Annotated in this window: 21 protein-coding genes; 12 read left to right on the top strand and 9 right to left on the bottom strand. The window is 43.6% G+C overall.

Going from position 1 to position 19,901, the window contains the following annotated elements:
• Positions 1 to 26 precede the first annotated feature (26 nt).
• From EXT47_RS16150 to EXT47_RS16135, 4 genes are all read right to left on the bottom strand, one after another.
• The gene (locus EXT47_RS16150) at positions 27 to 251 is read right to left on the bottom strand and encodes a hypothetical protein (RefSeq protein ID WP_017218402.1); all 225 of its coding nucleotides are present in this window, start codon (positions 249 to 251) and stop codon (positions 27 to 29) included.
• Positions 252 to 307: 56 nt separating this feature from the next.
• Complete coding sequence (locus EXT47_RS16145; RefSeq protein ID WP_130127054.1) at positions 308 to 979, bottom strand: hypothetical protein; 672 nt, start codon at positions 977 to 979, stop codon at positions 308 to 310.
• Positions 980 to 1,473: 494 nt separating this feature from the next.
• Positions 1,474 to 1,734 carry a hypothetical protein gene (locus EXT47_RS16140; RefSeq protein WP_130127053.1) on the bottom strand — a complete coding sequence of 87 codons (261 nt, stop codon included), beginning with the start codon at positions 1,732 to 1,734 and terminating at the stop codon, positions 1,474 to 1,476.
• Between the two features lie 46 nt (positions 1,735 to 1,780).
• Positions 1,781 to 2,098, bottom strand: coding sequence for a helix-turn-helix transcriptional regulator (locus EXT47_RS16135; RefSeq protein WP_130127052.1), 318 nt, complete (start codon positions 2,096 to 2,098; stop codon positions 1,781 to 1,783).
• A 254-nt stretch (positions 2,099 to 2,352) separates the two neighbouring features.
• Between EXT47_RS16135 and EXT47_RS16130 the strand changes: the two genes are divergently transcribed.
• Positions 2,353 to 2,586, top strand: coding sequence for a hypothetical protein (locus EXT47_RS16130; protein ID WP_069020569.1), 234 nt, complete (start codon positions 2,353 to 2,355; stop codon positions 2,584 to 2,586).
• A gap of 98 nt (positions 2,587 to 2,684) precedes the next feature.
• Here EXT47_RS16130 and EXT47_RS16125 read toward each other — a convergent pair whose 3' ends face one another.
• The 3 genes from EXT47_RS16125 to EXT47_RS16115 are packed head-to-tail and all read right to left on the bottom strand — an operon-like array spanning position 2,685 to position 5,267.
• Positions 2,685 to 3,191 (bottom strand): DUF3299 domain-containing protein, encoded by a 507-nt coding sequence (locus EXT47_RS16125; protein WP_010605860.1) that lies wholly within the window; start codon positions 3,189 to 3,191, stop codon positions 2,685 to 2,687.
• 10 nt (positions 3,192 to 3,201) lie between these two features.
• Positions 3,202 to 4,581 carry an FtsX-like permease family protein gene (locus EXT47_RS16120; protein WP_130127051.1) on the bottom strand — a complete coding sequence of 460 codons (1,380 nt, stop codon included), beginning with the start codon at positions 4,579 to 4,581 and terminating at the stop codon, positions 3,202 to 3,204.
• Positions 4,575 to 5,267 (bottom strand): ABC transporter ATP-binding protein, encoded by a 693-nt coding sequence (locus tag EXT47_RS16115; RefSeq protein WP_130127050.1) that lies wholly within the window; start codon positions 5,265 to 5,267, stop codon positions 4,575 to 4,577. Before EXT47_RS16115 ends, EXT47_RS16120 begins: the two co-directional genes overlap by 7 nt.
• Before the next feature lie 188 nt (positions 5,268 to 5,455).
• Between EXT47_RS16115 and EXT47_RS16110 the strand changes: the two genes are divergently transcribed.
• The 8 genes from EXT47_RS16110 (at position 5,456) to EXT47_RS16075 (ending at position 13,111) form a co-directional block, all read left to right on the top strand.
• On the top strand, positions 5,456 to 6,556 hold the full coding sequence (locus EXT47_RS16110) for a phosphoribosylaminoimidazolesuccinocarboxamide synthase (protein WP_130127049.1): 1,101 nt from the start codon (positions 5,456 to 5,458) through the stop codon (positions 6,554 to 6,556).
• A gap of 116 nt (positions 6,557 to 6,672) precedes the next feature.
• Complete coding sequence (locus EXT47_RS16105) at positions 6,673 to 7,305, top strand: methylamine utilization protein (RefSeq protein WP_130127048.1); 633 nt, start codon at positions 6,673 to 6,675, stop codon at positions 7,303 to 7,305.
• Positions 7,302 to 9,638 carry a bifunctional diguanylate cyclase/phosphodiesterase gene (locus EXT47_RS16100; RefSeq protein ID WP_130127047.1) on the top strand — a complete coding sequence of 779 codons (2,337 nt, stop codon included), beginning with the start codon at positions 7,302 to 7,304 and terminating at the stop codon, positions 9,636 to 9,638. The genes EXT47_RS16105 and EXT47_RS16100 overlap by 4 nt, the downstream gene beginning before the upstream one ends.
• A complete protein-coding gene (locus EXT47_RS16095; RefSeq protein WP_130127046.1) occupies positions 9,625 to 10,452 on the top strand; it encodes a DUF3034 family protein in 828 nt (275 codons plus the stop codon). The genes EXT47_RS16100 and EXT47_RS16095 overlap by 14 nt, the downstream gene beginning before the upstream one ends.
• Positions 10,453 to 10,872 (top strand): group 1 truncated hemoglobin, encoded by a 420-nt coding sequence (locus tag EXT47_RS16090; protein WP_130127045.1) that lies wholly within the window; start codon positions 10,453 to 10,455, stop codon positions 10,870 to 10,872.
• Between the two features lie 110 nt (positions 10,873 to 10,982).
• Positions 10,983 to 11,633 carry a hypothetical protein gene (locus tag EXT47_RS16085; RefSeq protein ID WP_130127044.1) on the top strand — a complete coding sequence of 217 codons (651 nt, stop codon included), beginning with the start codon at positions 10,983 to 10,985 and terminating at the stop codon, positions 11,631 to 11,633.
• Positions 11,634 to 11,865: 232 nt separating this feature from the next.
• Positions 11,866 to 12,267, top strand: coding sequence for an adenylyltransferase/cytidyltransferase family protein (locus EXT47_RS16080; RefSeq protein WP_010605851.1), 402 nt, complete (start codon positions 11,866 to 11,868; stop codon positions 12,265 to 12,267).
• Between the two features lie 4 nt (positions 12,268 to 12,271).
• Entirely contained in the window at positions 12,272 to 13,111 is an 840-nt protein-coding gene (locus EXT47_RS16075) for a sulfurtransferase (protein WP_130127043.1), read from the top strand.
• 67 nt (positions 13,112 to 13,178) lie between these two features.
• Here the strand turns inward: EXT47_RS16075 and EXT47_RS16070 are convergent, their stop codons facing one another.
• A complete protein-coding gene (locus EXT47_RS16070; RefSeq protein WP_010374260.1) occupies positions 13,179 to 14,147 on the bottom strand; it encodes a class 1 fructose-bisphosphatase in 969 nt (322 codons plus the stop codon).
• Between the two features lie 154 nt (positions 14,148 to 14,301).
• Between EXT47_RS16070 and EXT47_RS16065 the strand changes: the two genes are divergently transcribed.
• On the top strand, positions 14,302 to 16,725 hold the full coding sequence (locus tag EXT47_RS16065; RefSeq protein WP_130127042.1) for a zinc-dependent metalloprotease: 2,424 nt from the start codon (positions 14,302 to 14,304) through the stop codon (positions 16,723 to 16,725).
• A gap of 56 nt (positions 16,726 to 16,781) precedes the next feature.
• Here the strand turns inward: EXT47_RS16065 and argE are convergent, their stop codons facing one another.
• Positions 16,782 to 17,930: an acetylornithine deacetylase gene (argE, locus tag EXT47_RS16060; protein ID WP_010374255.1), complete on the bottom strand. Its 1,149-nt coding sequence runs from the start codon at positions 17,928 to 17,930 to the stop codon at positions 16,782 to 16,784.
• Positions 17,931 to 18,106: 176 nt separating this feature from the next.
• Here argE and argC point away from each other — a divergent pair, with 176 nt between their 5' ends.
• Positions 18,107 to 19,117 (top strand): N-acetyl-gamma-glutamyl-phosphate reductase, encoded by a 1,011-nt coding sequence (gene argC / locus EXT47_RS16055; RefSeq protein ID WP_188249516.1) that lies wholly within the window; start codon positions 18,107 to 18,109, stop codon positions 19,115 to 19,117.
• Positions 19,114 to 19,893, top strand: a complete 780-nt coding sequence (argB, locus tag EXT47_RS16050; protein ID WP_039492799.1) for an acetylglutamate kinase — start codon at positions 19,114 to 19,116, stop codon at positions 19,891 to 19,893. Before argC ends, argB begins: the two co-directional genes overlap by 4 nt.
• Positions 19,894 to 19,901 lie beyond the last annotated feature (8 nt).

Below are 19,901 nucleotides of genomic sequence, written 5' to 3'. Positions count from 1 at the left end.
GACATAGCGTCGCGACAGGTTAGTGACTAGCACATATTGGTTGGGCAATCACAATGTAATGTATTTGGCTCAGGAACACATGCTAACGCCTTAGATGGGCAGGCCATCGTTGGGCCATCGGTGTCACAGTTTAAGTCGCGACTACAATAGTAGGAGCAACCACCGCCAATTTCACGGGTCTTGTTGTTATCCAAAATTAGCTTACTACCTGCTAATGACTTCAGTTGCTTTTTGTTCAGTTTTAAATCCATCGTTTATTCCTTCAATTGATTTAGGGTAAAAGCAGCACAGGTCACTATGACCTATGCTATGGCTCGGATTTTTTAAGCGTTGAGTCTTCTTCACTTTCTTTAATTGGCGCAGGACGAAAACGTTCAACGTAAACCGTTGCTAGGAGTACTGTAACAACTGCTGCAAGCAAAATTGCTTTAGCGTACGGATAACTTTTATATACCCAATTCCAACTCCAAAATGGCTTAGCAGTTTCCTCTGCAATACCAAATATATAGTCCATATTGCGAATTAAGTTTTCAATGAATGCGCTAATATCTACGATCATGAAAAGGAAGAATATACCGACTAGAAGGATATCTGCATGGGTCATATAGACATATTCCCTTTTACTCGGTTGAAAGCGTTTTACTATTAATAAGGAGATTTTTACTCTATGTTTTATTGCGTAAAATGACGCTAAATCAAAGGAAAAATGTACTGCATAAATGTACGCATTAGCTTTATATGCAGGGAAGTCCGACGCGTAAAGATCCATGAAAAATATCGTAATAATTTCTAAAAAAATTAAAATAGATAGAAGAGTCGAGAGGTGGATGATATTCAACTGGTTTTTCACACACAATGCGATTAACAGAACACTAACAAGCATTGGCAGATAGATTTCCTGATTTAGTACTGTAAGTATATAAGCTAGGCCTGTTGCTATGAAAGTTAAAAGTAGCAGAAAGCTAAATGACTTATTCATTTACTCGCCTTTTCGATAGTGGAGTACTGTAGGGGTGAAGCTTGTAGCGCTACTCCCCGTTCCTCTAGGGTCATCTTTTGTTAAACCACCACTCCCTCCTTTCACCCGATTTAGTTGATAAATGGGCAGTGATAAGTTAACAGTTATTGCTTTTAATTGGATTTTATTCCGGGTTGTCATTCTTATTCCTTATAGGCTTTGCAGTGGTTAAAGTTGTTAATACTGTACTCTGGAAAGCACATATTGAGAACAACTTGTAAAGCCAAATGTGGTCTACCCACTTGGTTTCGGATTTATTTTTATTAGTAAAATACCAAATTGCCTAAAATGTGACTGCCCCTTACTCCATGCTTTGATTTAAGGTAACCAAATTTCTTAAAATCTATTCTTTTCGGTGTTATAGATAACATCATATCCATATCCTTCATAAGCTTTTGCGATGGCTAAATTATTAATACGGTACCTGTAAAATCAATCATTGAAAGTAACTGTAATTATTTGGTTTTAGGATCTTTTTTTAGAAGACCATCACTTCCTCCAGCTATAGCGCGTAACTGCTGAAGGTTAAATATTTGCGAGGGCTGCGCTTGTTGAGTGTTAAGCTCTAGTCTGTGGCATTTTAATGCTTTGCCATGATTTTCACCTTCGACTCGTTTTGCTTCGCTGTGGTGCAAATATTTGTGAGCAATATTATTAGTGGTTGTTGCTGTATTTGTTATCCCTGCTTTTTTCATATTTCTTTGGCTTGTCGTCATCAGTATTTTTCCTTTTAGTAAGAGTTTCATCTACAAATTAGGATACTTACTCTTCCACTTTCTTTGCATCAGGAGAGGTCGGGCTTTTGCGTCTTAATTGGGTATCACTAATTAAGCTCCGCAGAGCTTGAAACTGTTTAATGATGGGAGAAAGGTCAATATCACAGTAGTTACACCAAACTTGAAAGTGATCCCAAGGTATACGGCTTACACCATTTTCATAGTTTTCGTATGTTTGGCGAGTAATACCAACAAGGTCGGCCATTTGCTGCGTGGTTTTTTGGGCTGCAAGGCGCATTCTTCTAAGGTCATCACCGTTATATTTAAAATTGGGATTGCCCACCAATTTAATCCTTTCTTGTATGGGAGAGTATGTTCACTCTATCTAAGTTATTTTTATGTGTAATCTTTGTTAACTTGTAATTGTAATCAATAAAAATGTTTCTGCAAGAGGAAATTAAATTAGTCAATTATAGGTATGTCGCTTGAGAATATACGTATACTTTTCACTTTATTTTCATCATTTTAATAGAAAAGTTGGTTCGACAAGATTTTTTAGCGAGGCTTTTGTTACTGTGGTGTGAAATGAAACAAGGGTAACAACTGACTGAGGGTGATATGGATTATCTACGTCAATATAACGACTTAAATATTCTCTATGAAGCACTTAAAAAATCGAGTCGCGGAGAGGTTGAGATAGCTGAGACGACCACTAAGTGGTTTTCTCTTGTAGAGAGTACCTTATTTGAGCTCCAGGAGCTGGCGTATATGGAAAAGGCGTATATGCAAAAGTCGCGAACCATGAATAATCTTATCGAACTGGTGTATGCCAGTGTTCCTACCACTGAGTAGGGTAAATAAAAGAAATAAAATTGTATGTTTTGCAGTGGTAAGAGTGCCAATCAAGCTTGATTAAGTATTGGCACTCTTTTTTATTGATTTATGAGGGTTTAGAGCTCAAATGGCGCGACGCCTTTGGCTTCCATCATATAACCTGTTTGCGCGATGTCGCCCTTCCAAGTAGAAACCTTAATCGTGCCACTGACTGTGATTGCATCATATAGGCTTTCAATCGGAACACCGCCTTTGATTTTGACATGAACAATTTGATTTGGCGGCGGAGGCGGCACGTGGATGCAAGCGCCAAAGTAGGGAACCAACAAAAATTCGGTGATCACTTCACTGTCACCTTCAAGTGGTACAACAAAGCCGGGTAAGCTAACTAGTTGACCATCTAACTCTTTGACGACTGGAGCATCTAAGTCAGGTTGCACCCAATTTTGCTCGGCGCCATCATGGCTTGCTGCGTCTTGATTGCTGATCTGGACATGTCCTTTTGGAATTAAATCTTCCCAGAATATCTCTTTAGGTGGTGCCGCATTTGCAATACCACTGAATACCATCGCAGTGATGAATGCAATGAAGTAAAAAACGTGAGTTCGTGCGGTTAACTGCATCTTGATCCTCTTAGGTTTTAATTTGCATGCCATCGGCAAGCGAGTAAAAATAAGCACGGGCGGCAGGAATGGCGCCGATCAAAGTACCTGCACCTATAATAACGCTTAGTAGCGTGAGTTCATAGGTTGAGAGCACTGAGATACTTAGGACTACGCCAAATTGACTTTGTAGGCTGGATTGGGCAGCAATGAGCAAGGTATAAAAAAGCGCTACACCGAAAGCACATCCTAACACGGTAATAAAAATTGCTTCGCTAATGAGAAGTGTAAAAATATGCCAAGGTCGCGCACCAACGGAGCGTAGAATAGCAAGTTCTCGGCGCCTTTGATTCAGCGTGGCGAGCAATGAGGTTAGCATGCCAAGCAAGCTTATCAACACCACAGCAAGGGTAATGAGAAGCAAGATTTTTTCGACGATATCAAGCATTTCCCACAATTCCCTCAATGTCACCCCCGGCATAATTGCCAGTAAAGGCTCACCCTTATACTGATTAATATTTCTGCGCACTTGTAGGGTATAAAGTGGTGACTTAAAACCAAGTAAAAATGCAGTGATTTGTGTTGTTGAACCGATTAAATCACCGGGCTTAGAGTCGAGGTTGTGAAGTAGAACGCTATTGTTTTTACTGTCATGCTCATGCTCATGCTCATGCTCATGCTCATGCTCATGCTCATGCTCATGCTCATGCTCATGCTCATGCTCATGCTGCGTTGCATCTTGTTTTCGTGCAACCATTCGAGATGGCTTGTTGTGCCCTGTGCTATGCATGCTCTCTATGGCACTTAACGGCACATGTAGTGTTTTATCCACCGGCGTTCCCGTGGCTGCCAAAATGCCAGAAATAACCAGCGGATTGTCATCATGATGATGGAAACTGGTATTGCCCATACCGTGAGAAATGACGATTTTTTGTCCCAGCTGATAACCCAGCTTTTTTGCGACCATAGCCCCAAGCACCACTTCTTGGCCATTGTGAAATGGTCGACCAGCGGCAAAGGTGAGGTGTTGTTTTTTAGCGTATTGATAATGACTGAAGTAACTTGCATCTGTGCCCAGCACAGCAAAGCCTTTGTGGCTATCGCCTAAGCTAATGGGAATACTCCACGCAACACCGCGTTGTGCCTTGATGTACTCGTAACTTTGCCATTGTACGGCATTATTGGCGTGACCAATTCTAAATACGCTTGAAAGCAAAAGCTGAATATCACCAGTACGTGCGCCGACAATCAAGTCAGTGCCAGAAATAGTGTTCGCGAAGCTGGATTTTGCGTCTTGGCGTACACGCTCAACCGACAGCAGTAACATGACACTAATTGCAATGGTCACTAGAGTTAGGGCGACGCTGGCTTTTCGGTTTAGCGTACTTTTCCACGCAAGTTTGATTAGCATAGCGGCGCTCCTTGTTGTAAATCAGGCAAGCTTACTTGCCTATCAAATAACGGCGCTAAGCTTTTATCGTGACTGACAAAGAGAATAGATGCACTGTAAACCGCGGCTTGGCTAAATAGTAATTTAATAAAACCATCACGGCTGTCGGCATCGAGGGCTGAGGTTGGCTCATCGGCAATAATGATTTCGGGCCTGCCAATAAATGCGCGAGCGGCGGCTACGCGCTGCTGTTGGCCAATACTTAACTCCGCGACACTGCGCTGCTGAGTGTGCTCGTCTATACCAAGATCAGAGAGCAGAAGTTTGGCTTCCTGCTCAAGCGATTTATTCTGTGAGGAGATGTTTTGCCTGCGCTTTTTGGAAAATTCGCAGCCAAGGGTAACGTTTTCAACTGGCGACAAATAGGGCAATAAATTAAAGTTCTGAAAAATAGTACCTATATGGTCGGCTCTAAACTTATCTCGTTGGCCACGGCTCAGTGCGCTCGCGTTTGTACCTGCAATTTCAATTTCTCCCTGCTGGCAATCCAAGGTGCCGGCAATAAGTCCTAGCAAAGTCGATTTACCGCTGCCGCTTGGACCATGTAAAAACACGTGTTCACCCCGGGCGATATGTAGCTTAGGTATGGTTAGCACCGGGGTGCTCGACTTAGGCCATGTAAACTGTAATTGAGATATCGTAAGCATAACGCCTCAACGCTGGCAAATAATGTTGTGATGGTATAACAAGAATGACTAAAGCAAAACCAAGTTAAGCTCAACAACAAGCGTGTAAGTTAAATTGTGATTTTTGTTCAGCTCGACTATTATAGCGACCCTAACCCCCTCATTATTTTGTGCCCTTTAGCAAGGCGCATCCTGTCATTGGAGTAACAATGAGTAGCTACAAAGTTTTAGACGTTAATGACGATCTTCCAATTCGCACTAAAGGTGCGGTTCACAGTGGTAAAGTACGTTCAGTTTATTGGTTAACCGACGCCGACAGTGCACGTTTAATTGAAGAAAAAGGCTATCAAGTCCCGGTTGGTACAGAGCTGGCAATTATGGTCATTTCAGACCGTATTTCAGCGTTTGATTGTATTTGGCAAGGTGAAAATGGTCTTAACGGTGTACCGGGTAAGGGCATTGCGCTTAACAGCGTTGCTTCACATTGGTTTTCACTTTTTGATAAAGCTGGCCTTGCAGGTAATCACATTGTTGATATTCCACATCCTTATGTTTGGATTGTGCGCAAAGCCAGTACGGTAAGAGTTGAAGCGATTGCGCGTCAATATATTACCGGCAGCATGTGGCGCGATTACGCAAAGGGCGTAAGGGAGTTTTGTGGCTTGCAATTACCAGCAGGTTTAGAGGCCAATCAAAAACTAGATAATGTCTTAATCACACCATCAACCAAAGGGATCATCAAAGGTTTAGCAGACGTACCAGAAGTGGATGACGTAAACATCTCTCGTAAAAACATCGAAGATAACCTTGCAGCGTTCAACTTTAAATCTGCGGCAGATGTGGATAAGTACGAGCAGTTGCTAACCGAGGGCTTTGCCCTGATCAGTAAAGAGCTTGAGAAACTTGATCAGATCTTTGTAGATACTAAATTTGAGTTTGGTTACGTTGAAGATAAAGACGGCCAAGAGCGCCTAATTTACATTGATGAAGTGGGTACGCCTGACTCGTCACGTATTTGGGATGGCCCTGCTTATCGCGATGGTAAGATCGTTGAAAACTCAAAAGAAGGCTTCCGTCAGCTATTGATAAACAACGTACCAGATAGCGATGTGCTGCTGAATAAAGACCGCATGCCTGAGCGTGAAGCACTTGCTCGCGATTATCTTTTGCCAGAAGCTGTGATGATGTCGGTAAGCGAAACTTACGTTGGGATCGCAAGTAAAATCGTTGGCCGTGAACTAACGATCCCTGCTGATCCTCGCCAAGAAGTTATTGATATTCTTGATAAGCAGTACGGTTTAATAGATTAATTCCTTTTCAGTTGCCCTGATAGACAAGTTTATTAGGGCAATTTCCTCAATTCACTTGCTTTTCATTGCAAGGTCTCTTTTACTTAACCTAATTGTTGCAAAAAATAGAGTCAGATATGCGAACGTCTGTTCTACTCCTACTAACTTTTTGTTTTTTATTCCTTTTAGATTCAAGCTGCGCAAATGCTGGGCAATTAACAGTGCTAGATGGCAGCGGCAAGCCCTTGCAGCATGCCGTTGTTGAATTGAGGGACGAGCCTGTCGAGTCAGCAGCAAAAGCAGTGGCGGTTATGGATCAAATCAATAAACAGTTTGTTCCTTTCATCCTTACCATCCAAAAAGGACAATTGGTTAATTTTCCCAATAGCGATGATATCCGTCATCACGTTTATTCGTTTTCTGCGGTAAAACCTTTTGAGCTAAAGCTATACGCTGGCACGCCAAATCAACCGCTTAAGTTTGAAAACGCTGGTGTAGTGGTGTTAGGTTGTAACATTCACGACTCTATGGTCGGCTATATTTACATTGCAGATGACAAGCAAGTATTGGTATCTGATGCGAATGGATTAGTAACTTTGCCGAATTCTACGAAACAAGTAACGGTATGGCATCCTTATCAAGATAATGACATAGATAGTCGGCAAACCGTGCAAATAGTGAACACAACGGCGCCAATGTCCGTAACAATAAAAACAACTTATCCAGCGCCGCGTAATACCTTTGGCGAGCGCTTTGGACAACATGAATGAATAACAGCTTTAAACATAAAATAATTAGTCTCTGTATTTTGCTGATCCTTGTCACGGCGGGGATGAGCTTGGCAAGTTTTTGGTGGTCCACAAGTAAATTCAATGAAGCGCAAGTGCAAAGAAAAATTCAAGTGGCGCAAAATGTTTATCAACAATATTTAAAAGCGCGAGAGCAGCTATTGGTTACCGCGGCGACTGTACTGACCGCTGACTTTGGCTTTAAACAGGCGGTCGCGACAAGAGACGCACAAACCATCAGTAGTGTGTTGCTTAATCACTCCCGCCGTATTGATGCCGACTTAATGCTGCTGCTGGATGTGAAAGGCGACCTGATCTCCGCAAACAGAGAAGGACTCGACTTCCCGAGCGACACCAGAACTTGGATGCAAGCGTTGCAAAGCCACACCGACCACTCAGCTTTTGTGGTGCTTAGTGAGCAGTTGTATCAAGTGATTATTTTGCCTGTGCGAGCACCTAGGACGATTGCATACTCAATTATTGGCTTTGAGGTTGGATCTGCTGTGGCGTTAGAGCTCAAAGAGCTGACAGGAATGGAAACGAGCTTTGTTGGTGCCGCTGATAACCTAAAAGCAAGCTCGCTGACTGCTCTTGCACTTGGTGGTGATTTATTTACTTTCTTAGCGGCGCAAAAAACGACACGGTGGCTTAGCCAATATCCGGTATATGAAAGTGCAGAGGTGAGTTTACCTTCTCTTGAAAGTAACCCGGTGAGTTTGGTACTCAGTGCAGATTTAACTACTCAGTATCAAGAATTCGATAAAATGGTGTTGACCATTATTTTACTCTCCCTCGGTACTATCCTTATTGGTTTTATCACCAGTGGTATTGTTGCCAAGAATCTTACGACACCGCTTAGTAAGCTTACTGAGTTGGCAAAACGCTTTGCTAAAGGGGATTACTCAGCCAAACTGGAAGAGGCTCGACCGACCCAAGAAATTTGCCAACTCGTTGACGCTTTTAATGATATGGGCGAAGACATTCAAGAGCGTGAAGAGCAGATCCGTTTTCAAGCCAGTCATGACCATTTAACTGGGTTTTTTAATCGTAATGCGGCTTTGGATAAACTACATAGTATGCTCAGCAGTGGTGCAGAGTATTACTTTATTGCCATAGACATAAAGGGATTACGCCATATTAATGACAAGCTCGGCCCTCGGGTAGGGGATGATTGTATTAAAGCCGTGGCGAAACGGATAGCGGAGATCAATACAGCAGAAGGCGGATTGAATGTTAGGCTTGGTGGTGATGAGTTTTTAGTTGCACATCCAGCGAGTGCGTGTGCCGATCCGCAAAGTGCTGTGCTCGGTATTGTTGAATGCGCTGAGATGCTAAATCAAGGTCTGAGCAAGCCCTACACTGTGCAGGGGTTAGATATTTCGCTTCACTTTAGTATCGGCGTAGTGCATTACCCCAAACAAGCGCATACTCCCGAGGATGTTGTTCGCCGGGCTTTGATAGCAGTTGATACTGCAGCGCACGATGGTCATGATGTTTACTACTACCAATCTGGTGAAGATGAAGCCCACCTAGAGCGCCTGCAAATTATTGATGAACTAAAACACGCTATTGCCAACGACGATGGTCAGCTTTTTATGACCTACCAACCAAAGCTAAATATGAAAACCAATCGTATTGATAAGGTTGAGTCTCTTATTCGTTGGCAACGTAAAAATGGCGAATGGGTGTCGCCCGAACTATTTATCGATCTTGCCGAGCAATCAGGTTTGATTGTTGAGTTAACTCAGTGGGTAGTAAAAACTGTGGTGTCTCAAGTTGCTAATTGGGTACGTCAAGGTGAACGCATCAAGGCGGCTATTAATGTATCGGCACAAGACATTGCAGATAAAAACTTCTTGTCTCATCTTAAGACGCTACTAGACACATATAACGTCAAACCTGAGTTGATCACCATAGAGCTTACTGAGCGAGACATGATTGAGAATGAGGAAAAAGGCATTGCGGTTCTCCAAGCGCTCAAACAGCTTGGCGTGCAGGTCTCGCTTGATGATTATGGTGTGGGTCAAACCTCCCTTGGTCGATTAAAAATGTTGCCTATTGATGAGCTGAAGCTCGACAAGGTATTTATTTTAAAGCTCGCACAATCGGAAAAAGACCAGTTTATTGTTCGCTCCACCATCACGCTTGGTCACCAACTTGGTTTTAGCGTGGTTGCGGAAGGCGTTGAAGACAAAGCATCGCTTGAGCTACTTGAGTCAATGCAGTGTGATTATGCACAAGGTTACTATCTAAGTAAGCCGCTCAAAGCCGCAGACTTTGACCTATGGCTGGGGAGGTATAATGAAGTGGGCTAATGTTTTTGCCGTGTGCTTAATAGTATGTGGGCCAACTTACGCCGCAACAGGAAAGTTACTAGCCACTCCCGGGGTGTCACAGGTCGAGGGAAGTGCCGGTGGTGGCATTGTGCCGTGGGCGCAGCTTGCAGGATATGCTTCGGAAGATGAATGGTCGGCGAGCGGGTTTTGTAGCCGAGCTAGCCTGAAAGACTACCAGCTCGATGTGTGTGGCGTTCAAGCCAACTTATTCAACCGCGTAGAGTTAAGTTTCGCTCGACAAAACTTCGATGTGGATGCGCTTAATCTTGATATTGAGCAAGATATTGTCGGTGCCAAGGTGCGGCTATATGGCGATATCGTCTACAGTAAATATCCACAATTGAGCTTTGGTATTCAACATAAGTCTTTGGATGATGCTACGGTTGCCAATTTGCTCGGCGCTGAAGACGACTCAGGAACGGATTATTACTTAGCTGCAAGCAAACTGCATTTGGGCGCTGTAGGCGGTTATAACTGGTTCTGGAATATTACGATGAGACATTCTCGGGCTAATCAACTTGGCATACTAGGTTATGGTGGTGCTAACGATAGTGCGCCTTGGCAACTAGAAGCCAGCAGCGCAGTATTTTTATCTAGGCATTGGGCTGTCGGTGCAGAATACCGCCAAAAATCCCATAACCTTGGACTTGGTGAGTCAGATTGGAAAGATGTTTTTGTCGCTTGGATCCCGAATAAGTCAGTGAGTGTGACGGCGGCATGGCTAGACCTTGGAAAAATCGCAGGGCAGCCTTCTCAAACGGGTTGGTATCTATCTGTTACGGGGTACTTTTAAATGAAATGGCTATCACTAACGGCAATCTTACTTTTCCTCGTGGCATGTAGTGCTTCAACTCAACAAACCTCCCTATATGAGCAAATAGGGGGCAAAGCCGGCGCAGAAAAGCTAGTAGACGCGTTTATTAAACAGATTGGCAATGATGACGTTATTTTACCGTATTTTAGGGAGTCCAATGTTAGGCACTTTCGTGAAGGGTTTATCACTCATCTGTGCGATACCTTAGATGGCCCTTGTGATTATGAAGGTGATAGCATGGTGCAGATCCACACCGGCATGGTTATTAGTGAGTCTGACTTTAATCGAGTGGTTGATCTCTTGATCAACGCAATGAATGAGGTTGGGATTGCTCACTCTCTACAAAATCAAGTCCTGGCCCGTCTAGCACCGATGCGAAGTGAGATAATCAAATTATAATCAACATCTACACTTTTTAACTTTATTTACATTAAATTATCATGCTTTGAGTCGTAAAATTCCTAGGTATCAAATTGGTACTACACATTTATATATAAAAGGAGTTTTACATGAAGTTTAAATCTATCATGCTTATATGCTCACTGGGCGTTAGCATATCTACTTTTGCGGCAGAGCAAATTGATTCAACTGTTAATTTAGCTGGTACAGGTTCGAATTACGATTTCCGTATAGGACTACAAGCTCTAGATGATCGTGGCAGAGACCCTGGTGCTGTAGAGTATACTAAGTATCTTTCTGCAGGTTCTAATGTTCAGTCTGATTGGGCTGTTGATCGAGATGCATATGACCCCGATGCATTACGTTTACACTTATCTGTACTTAACCAGATCCCGACAAACCGTGATTTCCGATTAGCTATCCAAGCTGCAGACCGAGGCGGCCGAGGTGATTTTGGATACTGGCAATACACTCCTTGGGCGAGTGAAGGTGGTGGTTGGTCTGGTATGGCATTTGATACAGACCGATTCGACCCTGATGCTTTTCGCATTCGCATTGAAACCAGAGCTTGGAACAGTAGCCGCTCTTTAAGCGATTTTCGTATCGGCTTGCGAGTATCTGATAGGGGTGGGCGAGAAGTTGGGAACTCGACGTTCACTCCATGGGCTTCCAATGGTGGCGGCTGGACTGATTTAGCGACAGATAATGACGCTTATGACTTTGATGGTTTTGAAGTAAACCTAGAAGTCAGACAGTACTAACAACACCGTATAACCAAGTTGTTTCGCAGAAGTGACTTGGTTATAACGTTTTCACACTTCTTTAAAAGCTAATCAAGTAAACGTCCAAAATCGTCATATTGTTGTAAGAAAATCAATGAATGCTACAATCACATTCTACCTTCGGTACTTATAGTTCATAAGATTAGAAGGCGCTGTTGATACTTCATATAGTGTTTGCACATAAACTTATTAACGAATGAAGAGAGCCAAGTTGAAAAAAGTTATCACATTTGGAACCTTTGATGTATTCCACGTTGGTCATGTCAATATTTTAGAGCGAGCGAAAGCACTGGGTGATTATCTTATTGTGGGTATCTCATCAGATGAACTTAACTTTTCGAAAAAAGGTAGAAATCCAATATACTCAATAGCAGATCGCCTAAAAATCATTAGCTCATTGCGATTTGTGGATGAGGTGTTTGTGGAAGAATCTCTGGAGCTAAAAGCGCAATATATCAAAGACTTTGATGCGGATGTTCTGGTGATGGGTGATGATTGGAAAGACAAGTTCGATATATATAAAGATATCTGTGATGTGGTTTATTTAGAGCGCACTCCATCAATTTCAACAACGGAAATAATAGAGGTCGTACGCAGACCCGAAGGAAAGTAATAGCATGAAGCATGTGGTCGATAGGGAATGGCTCTTTGCAAACCTTGGCAAAGTGAAAGTATTGGATGCTGGTATTGTGAAACCGGGTCAGTCAGGCCCTTATAACGCCTCTGCAATCATTCAAGGCGCGCTGCGTTTTGATATTAGTGGTGCGCTAGCTAATCCCTATGCTACATCACCCAATATGTGCTGCAGTCCAGCTCAATTTCAAGCAGAAATGCGACAGCTTGGTATCAACCAACATGATGTGTTAGTCGCTTACGATGATAAGGGCATGTTTAGCGCTGCCAGAGCTTGGTATATGCTCAAAATGATGGGTCATAAACAAGTGTATGTACTGGATGGCGGATTACCTGCTTGGTGTGAAAAACAATACCCTTTGAGTCAAGCATACGCGCAAGTCCAACAAGCAGGAAACTTTGTCGCTGCATATGAAGAAACAGCATTTGTCGATAAAGCGGCTGTGCTTAGTAATATTGATGCTGAACTGAGTGATCTATTTGATGCTAGAGGTGCAAAGCGCTTTACTGGTGAAGAGCAAGAGGCTCGTGCAGATATGCGCAGCGGCCATGTGCCTAAAAGTAAAAATCTGCCATACACGAGTTTGTTAAACGCCGATGGCTGCTTTAAACCACTTACTGAGCTTGAAGTGTTATATAGCGACTTATCAAAGGACAAAACTAAGCCTCTGATATTCTCTTGTGGCTCAGGTGTTACAGCTTGTATTTTAGTGCTGGTAGCTGACGAGCTAGGTTATAAAGATTTGACGGTATATGACGGCTCGTGGAGTGAATGGGGCGCTGATCCCGATGTGCCCGTTGAGACGAGTTATACCACTATTTAATGTGAAAAAGGTGCCAATGGCACCTTCTTCATTTGTGAAGCGAGCTATTTCCTCGCTTCAAAATAGATCACTTATGATAAGCAAGGCACGCTTCAACTTCGTGCTTTGAACCTAAGATAACACCGACTCGTTGGTGTATTTCTTCAGGTTGAATATCCAAAATGCGTTCACGACCTGTGTGGGCAATACCGCCAGCTTGCTCGATAAGCATCGCCATTGGATTGGCTTCGTAAAGTAGGCGAAGTTTAAATGGCTTGTTTGGATCTTTACGATCTTCTGGATAAGTGAATAGTCCGCCACGGCATAATACGCGGTGAACATCGCCAACCATTGCCGCTATCCAGCGCATATTGAAGTTTTTACCACGTGGTCCGGTTTCACCTTCAAGTAGATCGGCAATGTAGTTTTGCATTGCTGGGGTCCAGTGGCGTTGGTTTGAAGCGTTAATGGCAAACTCTTTGGTGTCTTCAGGAATAGCAGCAAAGTCTTGTGTGAGTAGGAAGCTACCGTGTGTTTTGTCCAGAGTAAACAAGCGAGTTCCTTTGCCTGTTGATAGCGCTAACATGGTTGATGGGCCATATAACACATAGCCCGCTGCAACTTGTTTATGACCTGGCTGCATAAAGATTGCAGGATCGCTAGGGTCTGAACCTTCAGGCGCTTCCATAATAGAGAAAATAGTACCGACTAGTGAATTAATGTCGGTATTGGATGAACCATCTAACGGATCGAAAGCGACAATATAGTTCGCTTTTGGATTGCCGGCGACGGTGTAATCTTCTTCTTCAGAAGCGATAGCTTTGACATAGCCAGATTCAAGCAAAATATCTTTCAATAGTTGATTTGAAAGTACATCGAGCTTCTTTTGCGTTTCACCTTGAATGTTCTCATCTAAGGTTGAACCTAATACACCTGAAAGTGCACCTTGGCCAACACGGAACGATATTTCTTTACATGCCGCGAGAATGGTTCTGATTAGAGAAACCAACTCACGAGAACAACCATCTTCAATTAACACCGGAGGGAGTCTACGCATTTTTTAAATCCTGATCACCTTGTGTTTATGGCAATAGATAGTGTGAGAGGTGCCATAAACAGCGCTGTAATTCGTCTTGAAAGACTGTAAATTGTATACGATTTCATATACAACTGGGGTTAAGCCTCAAAACCATAAATAACAAAGAGCAGCCATGAGAAAAATAACGTGCTTCACTCAAACTGTATCCGCTTTGCTACTGTGTATGATAACCCAAGCACACGCAGCAATTAAGTCTATTGATGAATTTACTGCCAGTTTTAATCATCATCCCGGTTTTTACGCCTTCTATAGCGATGATTCGAGCGGCAAATTGTACTTAGACATCGACAAACTAGACGCCCCTTTCTTGTTACAGCATAGTTTACCTTATGGTGTAGGTTCGAATGATATCGGTTTAGACCGCGGTCAGCTAGGCGGTACGCACTTAGTTCAGTTTGAACGTTTTGGTGATAAGGTCATGCTGCGTGCTATCAACACTTATTATCGCGCAAGTGCGAATAATATGGCCGAAAAGCAAAGTGTTAAAGAGGCTTTTGCTTCAAGCATTCTACACGGGTTCAACGTGGTTGCAGAAGATAAAGACAGTGTGTTGATTGACTACACGCCTTATCTACTCAGCGATGTGCATGGTGTTTCTCGCACCTTGGCAAATCGTAATCAAGGTAGTTTTAGCTTAGACTCAAGCCGCAGCGCTGTGTTTATGTCGCGTTCAAAGGCATTTGTTAAAAACACAGAACTTGAAGCTGTGTTGACATTCAAAGGTACAAAGCCAGGTGAATATGTACGCCAGGTGAGTGCAGATCCTTATGCGCTTACGGTACATCAGCACCATTCTTTAATTGAGTTGCCTGACGATAACTACCAGCCACGTGCATTTCATCCGCAATCGGGTTATTGGAGTATCGAGCATAAGGACTACTCAGCACCGCTTGGACAGTCAATGTTTGTGCGTTATATCCCACGCCACCGTTTACAGAAAAAAGACCCAACTGCACAAATTTCGGAGGCCGTAGAGCCAATCATTTACTATCTTGATCCTGGCGTGCCTGAGCCTGTCAAAACTGCATTACTTGATGGTGCTAAATGGTGGGATCAAGCATTTGAAGCTGCTGGCTACAAAAATGCATTTCAAGTCAAAGTACTTCCTGAAAATGCCGATCCTATGGATATTCGCTATAACGTGATCCAGTGGGTGCATCGCGCTACTCGTGGGTGGTCATACGGCGCGTCGGTGATAGACCCACGTAGCGGTGAAATTTTAAAAGGTCACGTTACGCTAGGCTCGCTGCGTGTCCGTCAAGATATTCTTATCGCCGAAGCACTTTCTGCGCCATTTGTTGAGGGTAATGAGGTGACTGAGCGACTTCATGCTATGGCGCTAGACCGTATTCGTCAGTTGAGTGCACATGAAATTGGCCACACGTTGGGCATTGCACACAACTTCTCAGCGTCGGTAAAGGATCGCGCGTCAGTCATGGACTATCCTCATCCGCTGGTGGGATTTGAAAATGGCCAACTGGATATCACTAAGGGCTACGCAAAAGGCATGGGCACGTGGGATACACAAGTGATTAAATATGGTTATAGTGATTTCGCTGGTGCTGATGAAGCCACTGAGCTTGCAGCTATTCTTGCTGAAAATAAGGCGCAAGGGCTTGAATTTATCTCTGACTCTGACGCCAGAGCGCAGGGCGGGGCACATCCAACGGCGCACCTTTGGGATAATGGGGCAGATCCTGCAGCAGAATTACTGCGTGTGTTGGATGTGCGCAAGCAGGCGTTGAATAGCTTTGGTATTCACAGCATTCAAAAAGGAGTTGCTCTGTCGCAGCTAGAGGAGAAACTGGTACCACTATATCTTTTCCATCGTTATCAGGTTGAGGCCGCAGTAAAATTGATTGGCGGCGTGGATTACGACTATGAAGTTCGCGGTGATGAGGTGATAAAAGGCGCGAAAGTCGTGGCTAAAGAGGCACAGCAAAATGCAGCCAATGCGCTTTTGAGTACGCTGTCGCCTGCGGCATTGACTATTCCTGACTCTATTTTGGCGTTAATACCTCCTAAGGCTTACGGTGAGTACAAAACTCGTGAAAGTATTAAAGGGAGAACAGGGCTAACCCTAGATGCGATGGCATTACCAGAAGTCGCCGCACAGCATAGCCTTGACTTGCTGCTTAATCCACAGCGATTAAACCGTCTTGCACAGCAGCATGCACGTGATCCTCAATATTTTGGTACACAGGCACTTTTAGATGCTTTATATCAGCAGGTATTTGCTCAGTCAGGCAGCAAAGGTATGGCTCAAAAACTACAGCAACGAGTGCAATACTTAGGTGCAACTAAGCTTGTAAAACTGAGTCACAACGATAAAGTCGCACCTGAGGTGCAGGCGCAGTTAAAGTTTTATTTAGCAAAAGTTGCGAAAGACTTTAATCAGTCGTCGGTATTTAGCGATGTTGCTTTTGAGCAAGCGTTTAAACATATGCTTGCACAGCAAATCAATCACTACTTAGATTCAGGAGAGTGGCCTGAAAGTTTTAAGGCGCTTGAAATGCCGCCAGGCTCACCAATCTAGTCTTTAAAGCAAAGCTGAAAAAAGGGCGCTCGAGGGAGCGCCCTTTTTAGTTATAATTAAGCAAAGCAACTTTCTCTTATTAGCTGCTTAATAATATCCTGACTTGGCTGGATTTTTTCCATTGCTAAAAACTCGTTGGGTTGGTGTGCTTGATTAATCGAACCCGGTCCCATAACGATAGTTTCGCAACCTAGCTGCTGTAGAAATGGTGCTTCGGTACAATAGTTTACAGCAATTGCTTGTTGTCCTGACAGGCGCTCAGCCATTTTCACCAAAGCAGAATCCGTTGAGCCGGTAAAAGCCGGAATGGGTTCGTGCATATCTATAACCGAGACACTATTCGGATAATGTGTATTGATGGGTGCTACAGCTGCCGTGAGCATGGCTTGTAATTCTTTGATGCTCAGACCAGGCAAAGGGCGCATATCAATATGTAGTTCACAACAGCCACAAATACGGTTGGCATTGTCGCCACCATGAATGTGCCCAAGGTTTAAAGTTGGGTAAGGAATAGCAAAATGTGGCGTTGAATATTTATTCTTTAATTCTTCTCTTAACTTTAATAAATTTGCAATCACCTGATGCATGATTTCAATGGCATTTAAGCCGCGCTCTGGATCTGAGCTATGACCTGAGCGACCAACGATGCGGATGGCGGTCGTCATATGGCCTTTGTGGGTAAATACTGGCACCATATCGGTGGGTTCACCAATAATACAGCGCGCCGGCTTCAAGCTTGGATGTTTTGCGATTTCCTGAGCTCCAGCCATAGTGGTTTCTTCATCGGCGGTGGCTAAAATCATGATAGGAGCATTTTGCTGTAATTCATCAAGCTCTGAGATTGCATTCAATACGAAAGCAAAAAAGCCTTTCATATCAATACTTCCAAGACCATATAATTTATTATCTTGCTCGCTTAATTTAAAAGGATCAAATTGCCAGCGGCTATCGTCGAATGGCACGGTATCCGTGTGGCCGGCCAACATTAATCCACCATCGCCACTGCCTCGTCTTGCAATTAGGTTATATTTTCCTTTTGCATGTTCAAGCTCTGTTACTTCAACGATAAACCCTAACGTTTCGCACCACTGCGCGAGTAGATGGATCACATTCTGATTGCTCATGTTGAGACTTTCTTCTAATGCACTGATAGATGGCGCGGCGATCAGTTGCTGATACATTTCCATAAAAGCGGGCAATTTCATAAAAATTCCTAAAATACTTATTCAAAGTTCTTGCATAAAAATATAAAGATGTTTAGAGTGAATATCAATTCACTTTTTTAGCATAAATATATTTTGGAACAGCAATGCGACGATTTGACTTCAACAACTAGCAGAACCAATCCAAATCAAACTTTTCTAATCTTGAGAACACTATGTTGAAAGTATCTATAATCGGAGCGAGCGGCTACAGTGGCGCTGAGCTTGCTAAGCTGGTTGCCAAGCATCCTGCCTTCACACTTGCGCATTGCTTTGTATCTGAGCAAAGCTTAGACAAACACAAATTCATCAGCGATTTATATCCAGAATATTCGGGCTTGCTAGATATTGAGCTGCAACCCTTAAATGAGCAAGCTTTTTCGTTGATAGAGCAATCATCGGACTATGTGTGTTTATGCACGGATCACAAGGTTAGCGTAGAACTTGCACCGGTATTTTTACAGATGGGCAAACGGGTTTTTGACCTATCTGGAGGTTACCGTTTATCTAGCAATGAAGACTACGAAACTTACTACGGTTTTTCTCACCCACATCAAGACTGGTTAACGCAAGCGCAATACGGGTTAGCTGAATGGTATGGCGATGCTATTAAAACGGCAAAGTTAGTGGCGGTCGCGGGCTGCTATCCGACTGCGGCACTCAATGCACTTAAGCCATTACAACAAGCTGATCTGATAACAGAGCAGCCTGTTATCATTAATGCTGTTTCTGGTGTTACCGGCGCAGGTAGAAAAGCGAATGTCGCCACACACTTTTGCGAAGTATCTCTTGCACCATACGGTTTGTTTACGCACAGACATAGCCCAGAAATAGAAAAATACCTTGAACACCCAGTGTTGTTTACGCCGCATTTAGGGAATTTTAAGCGTGGTATCTTGGAAACGATCTACGTCACTCTGAAAGAAAATGTCACACCAAATCAAGTTGATGCCGCTTACCAGGTGCTTGCCGATGAGCCGCTGATCAGATTAAAGGGGAGTCAACTCCCATCAATCAAAGCCGTTGAAAATCAGCCTTTTGTTGATATTGGTTGGCAGCAAAAGGGCAATCAACTGATTGTAGTGGTCGCGATTGATAACTTGCTTAAAGGGGCTGCAGGCCAAGCATTACAGTGTATGAACTTGGCGGCGGGACTTGAGCATTATCAAGGTTTAGGGGTATCAGCATGAGCAAACAAACTTGGGTGATAAAACTAGGTGGTGCGGTGTTGAATCAAGAGGGGGCAGCGCAAGCATTGTTTTCAGCTATCAAGCAAATTCAACAGGATGCACCACACAAGCAGTTTGTGATTGTTCATGGTGGCGGGGCGCTGGTTGATAAGTGGCTGACCGATGCCGGTTTTGCTACTGCAAAACATCAAGGACTGCGGATCAGTCCACAGGAGCAAATGCCCTATATTGTTGGTGCACTTGCAGGCTGTGCTAACAAGCAACTGATGGCAGACGCCATTACCGCCACGCTCAAGCCCGTTGGATTGTGCTTATATGATGCTGGGTTTTCCACAACTCAAAAGCTTAAAGCGCTTGGCCGTGTAGGTAGCTGTGAAGCGAGTGAAGGTGGCATGCTTGAAGCAGTGTTGGAGTTTGATAGGTTGCCTGTTGTTAGTTCAGTTGGTATTGGTGCTGACGGCCATTTATACAATGTGAATGCGGATGAAGCAGCAGCTGCTATCGCCAGTAAACTTGGTGCAGAACTTATTTTTATGACTGACGTTGAAGCGGTACTTGATGGCGATAAACAGCCATTAAATCAACTTAACGCGGAACAGATTTCAACGTTAATCACGCAAAAGGTCATTGTGGGCGGGATGGAGGTCAAAGTTAAGACCAGTCTTCACGCTGCCCAACACTTACGACGAGGGGTGTACATCTCTAGCTGGCAAAAGCCAGAAAATTTAATTGCGTTGCTCAATGGTGAGCACGTAGGTACACAAATTCTGCCGTAGGAAAACAT

It is taken from the genome of Pseudoalteromonas sp. CO342X, from assembly GCF_004208915.1.
Taxonomy (GTDB): Bacteria; Pseudomonadota; Gammaproteobacteria; order Enterobacterales; family Alteromonadaceae; genus Pseudoalteromonas; species Pseudoalteromonas maricaloris.
This window is presented reverse-complemented; position numbering and strand designations above follow the sequence as displayed.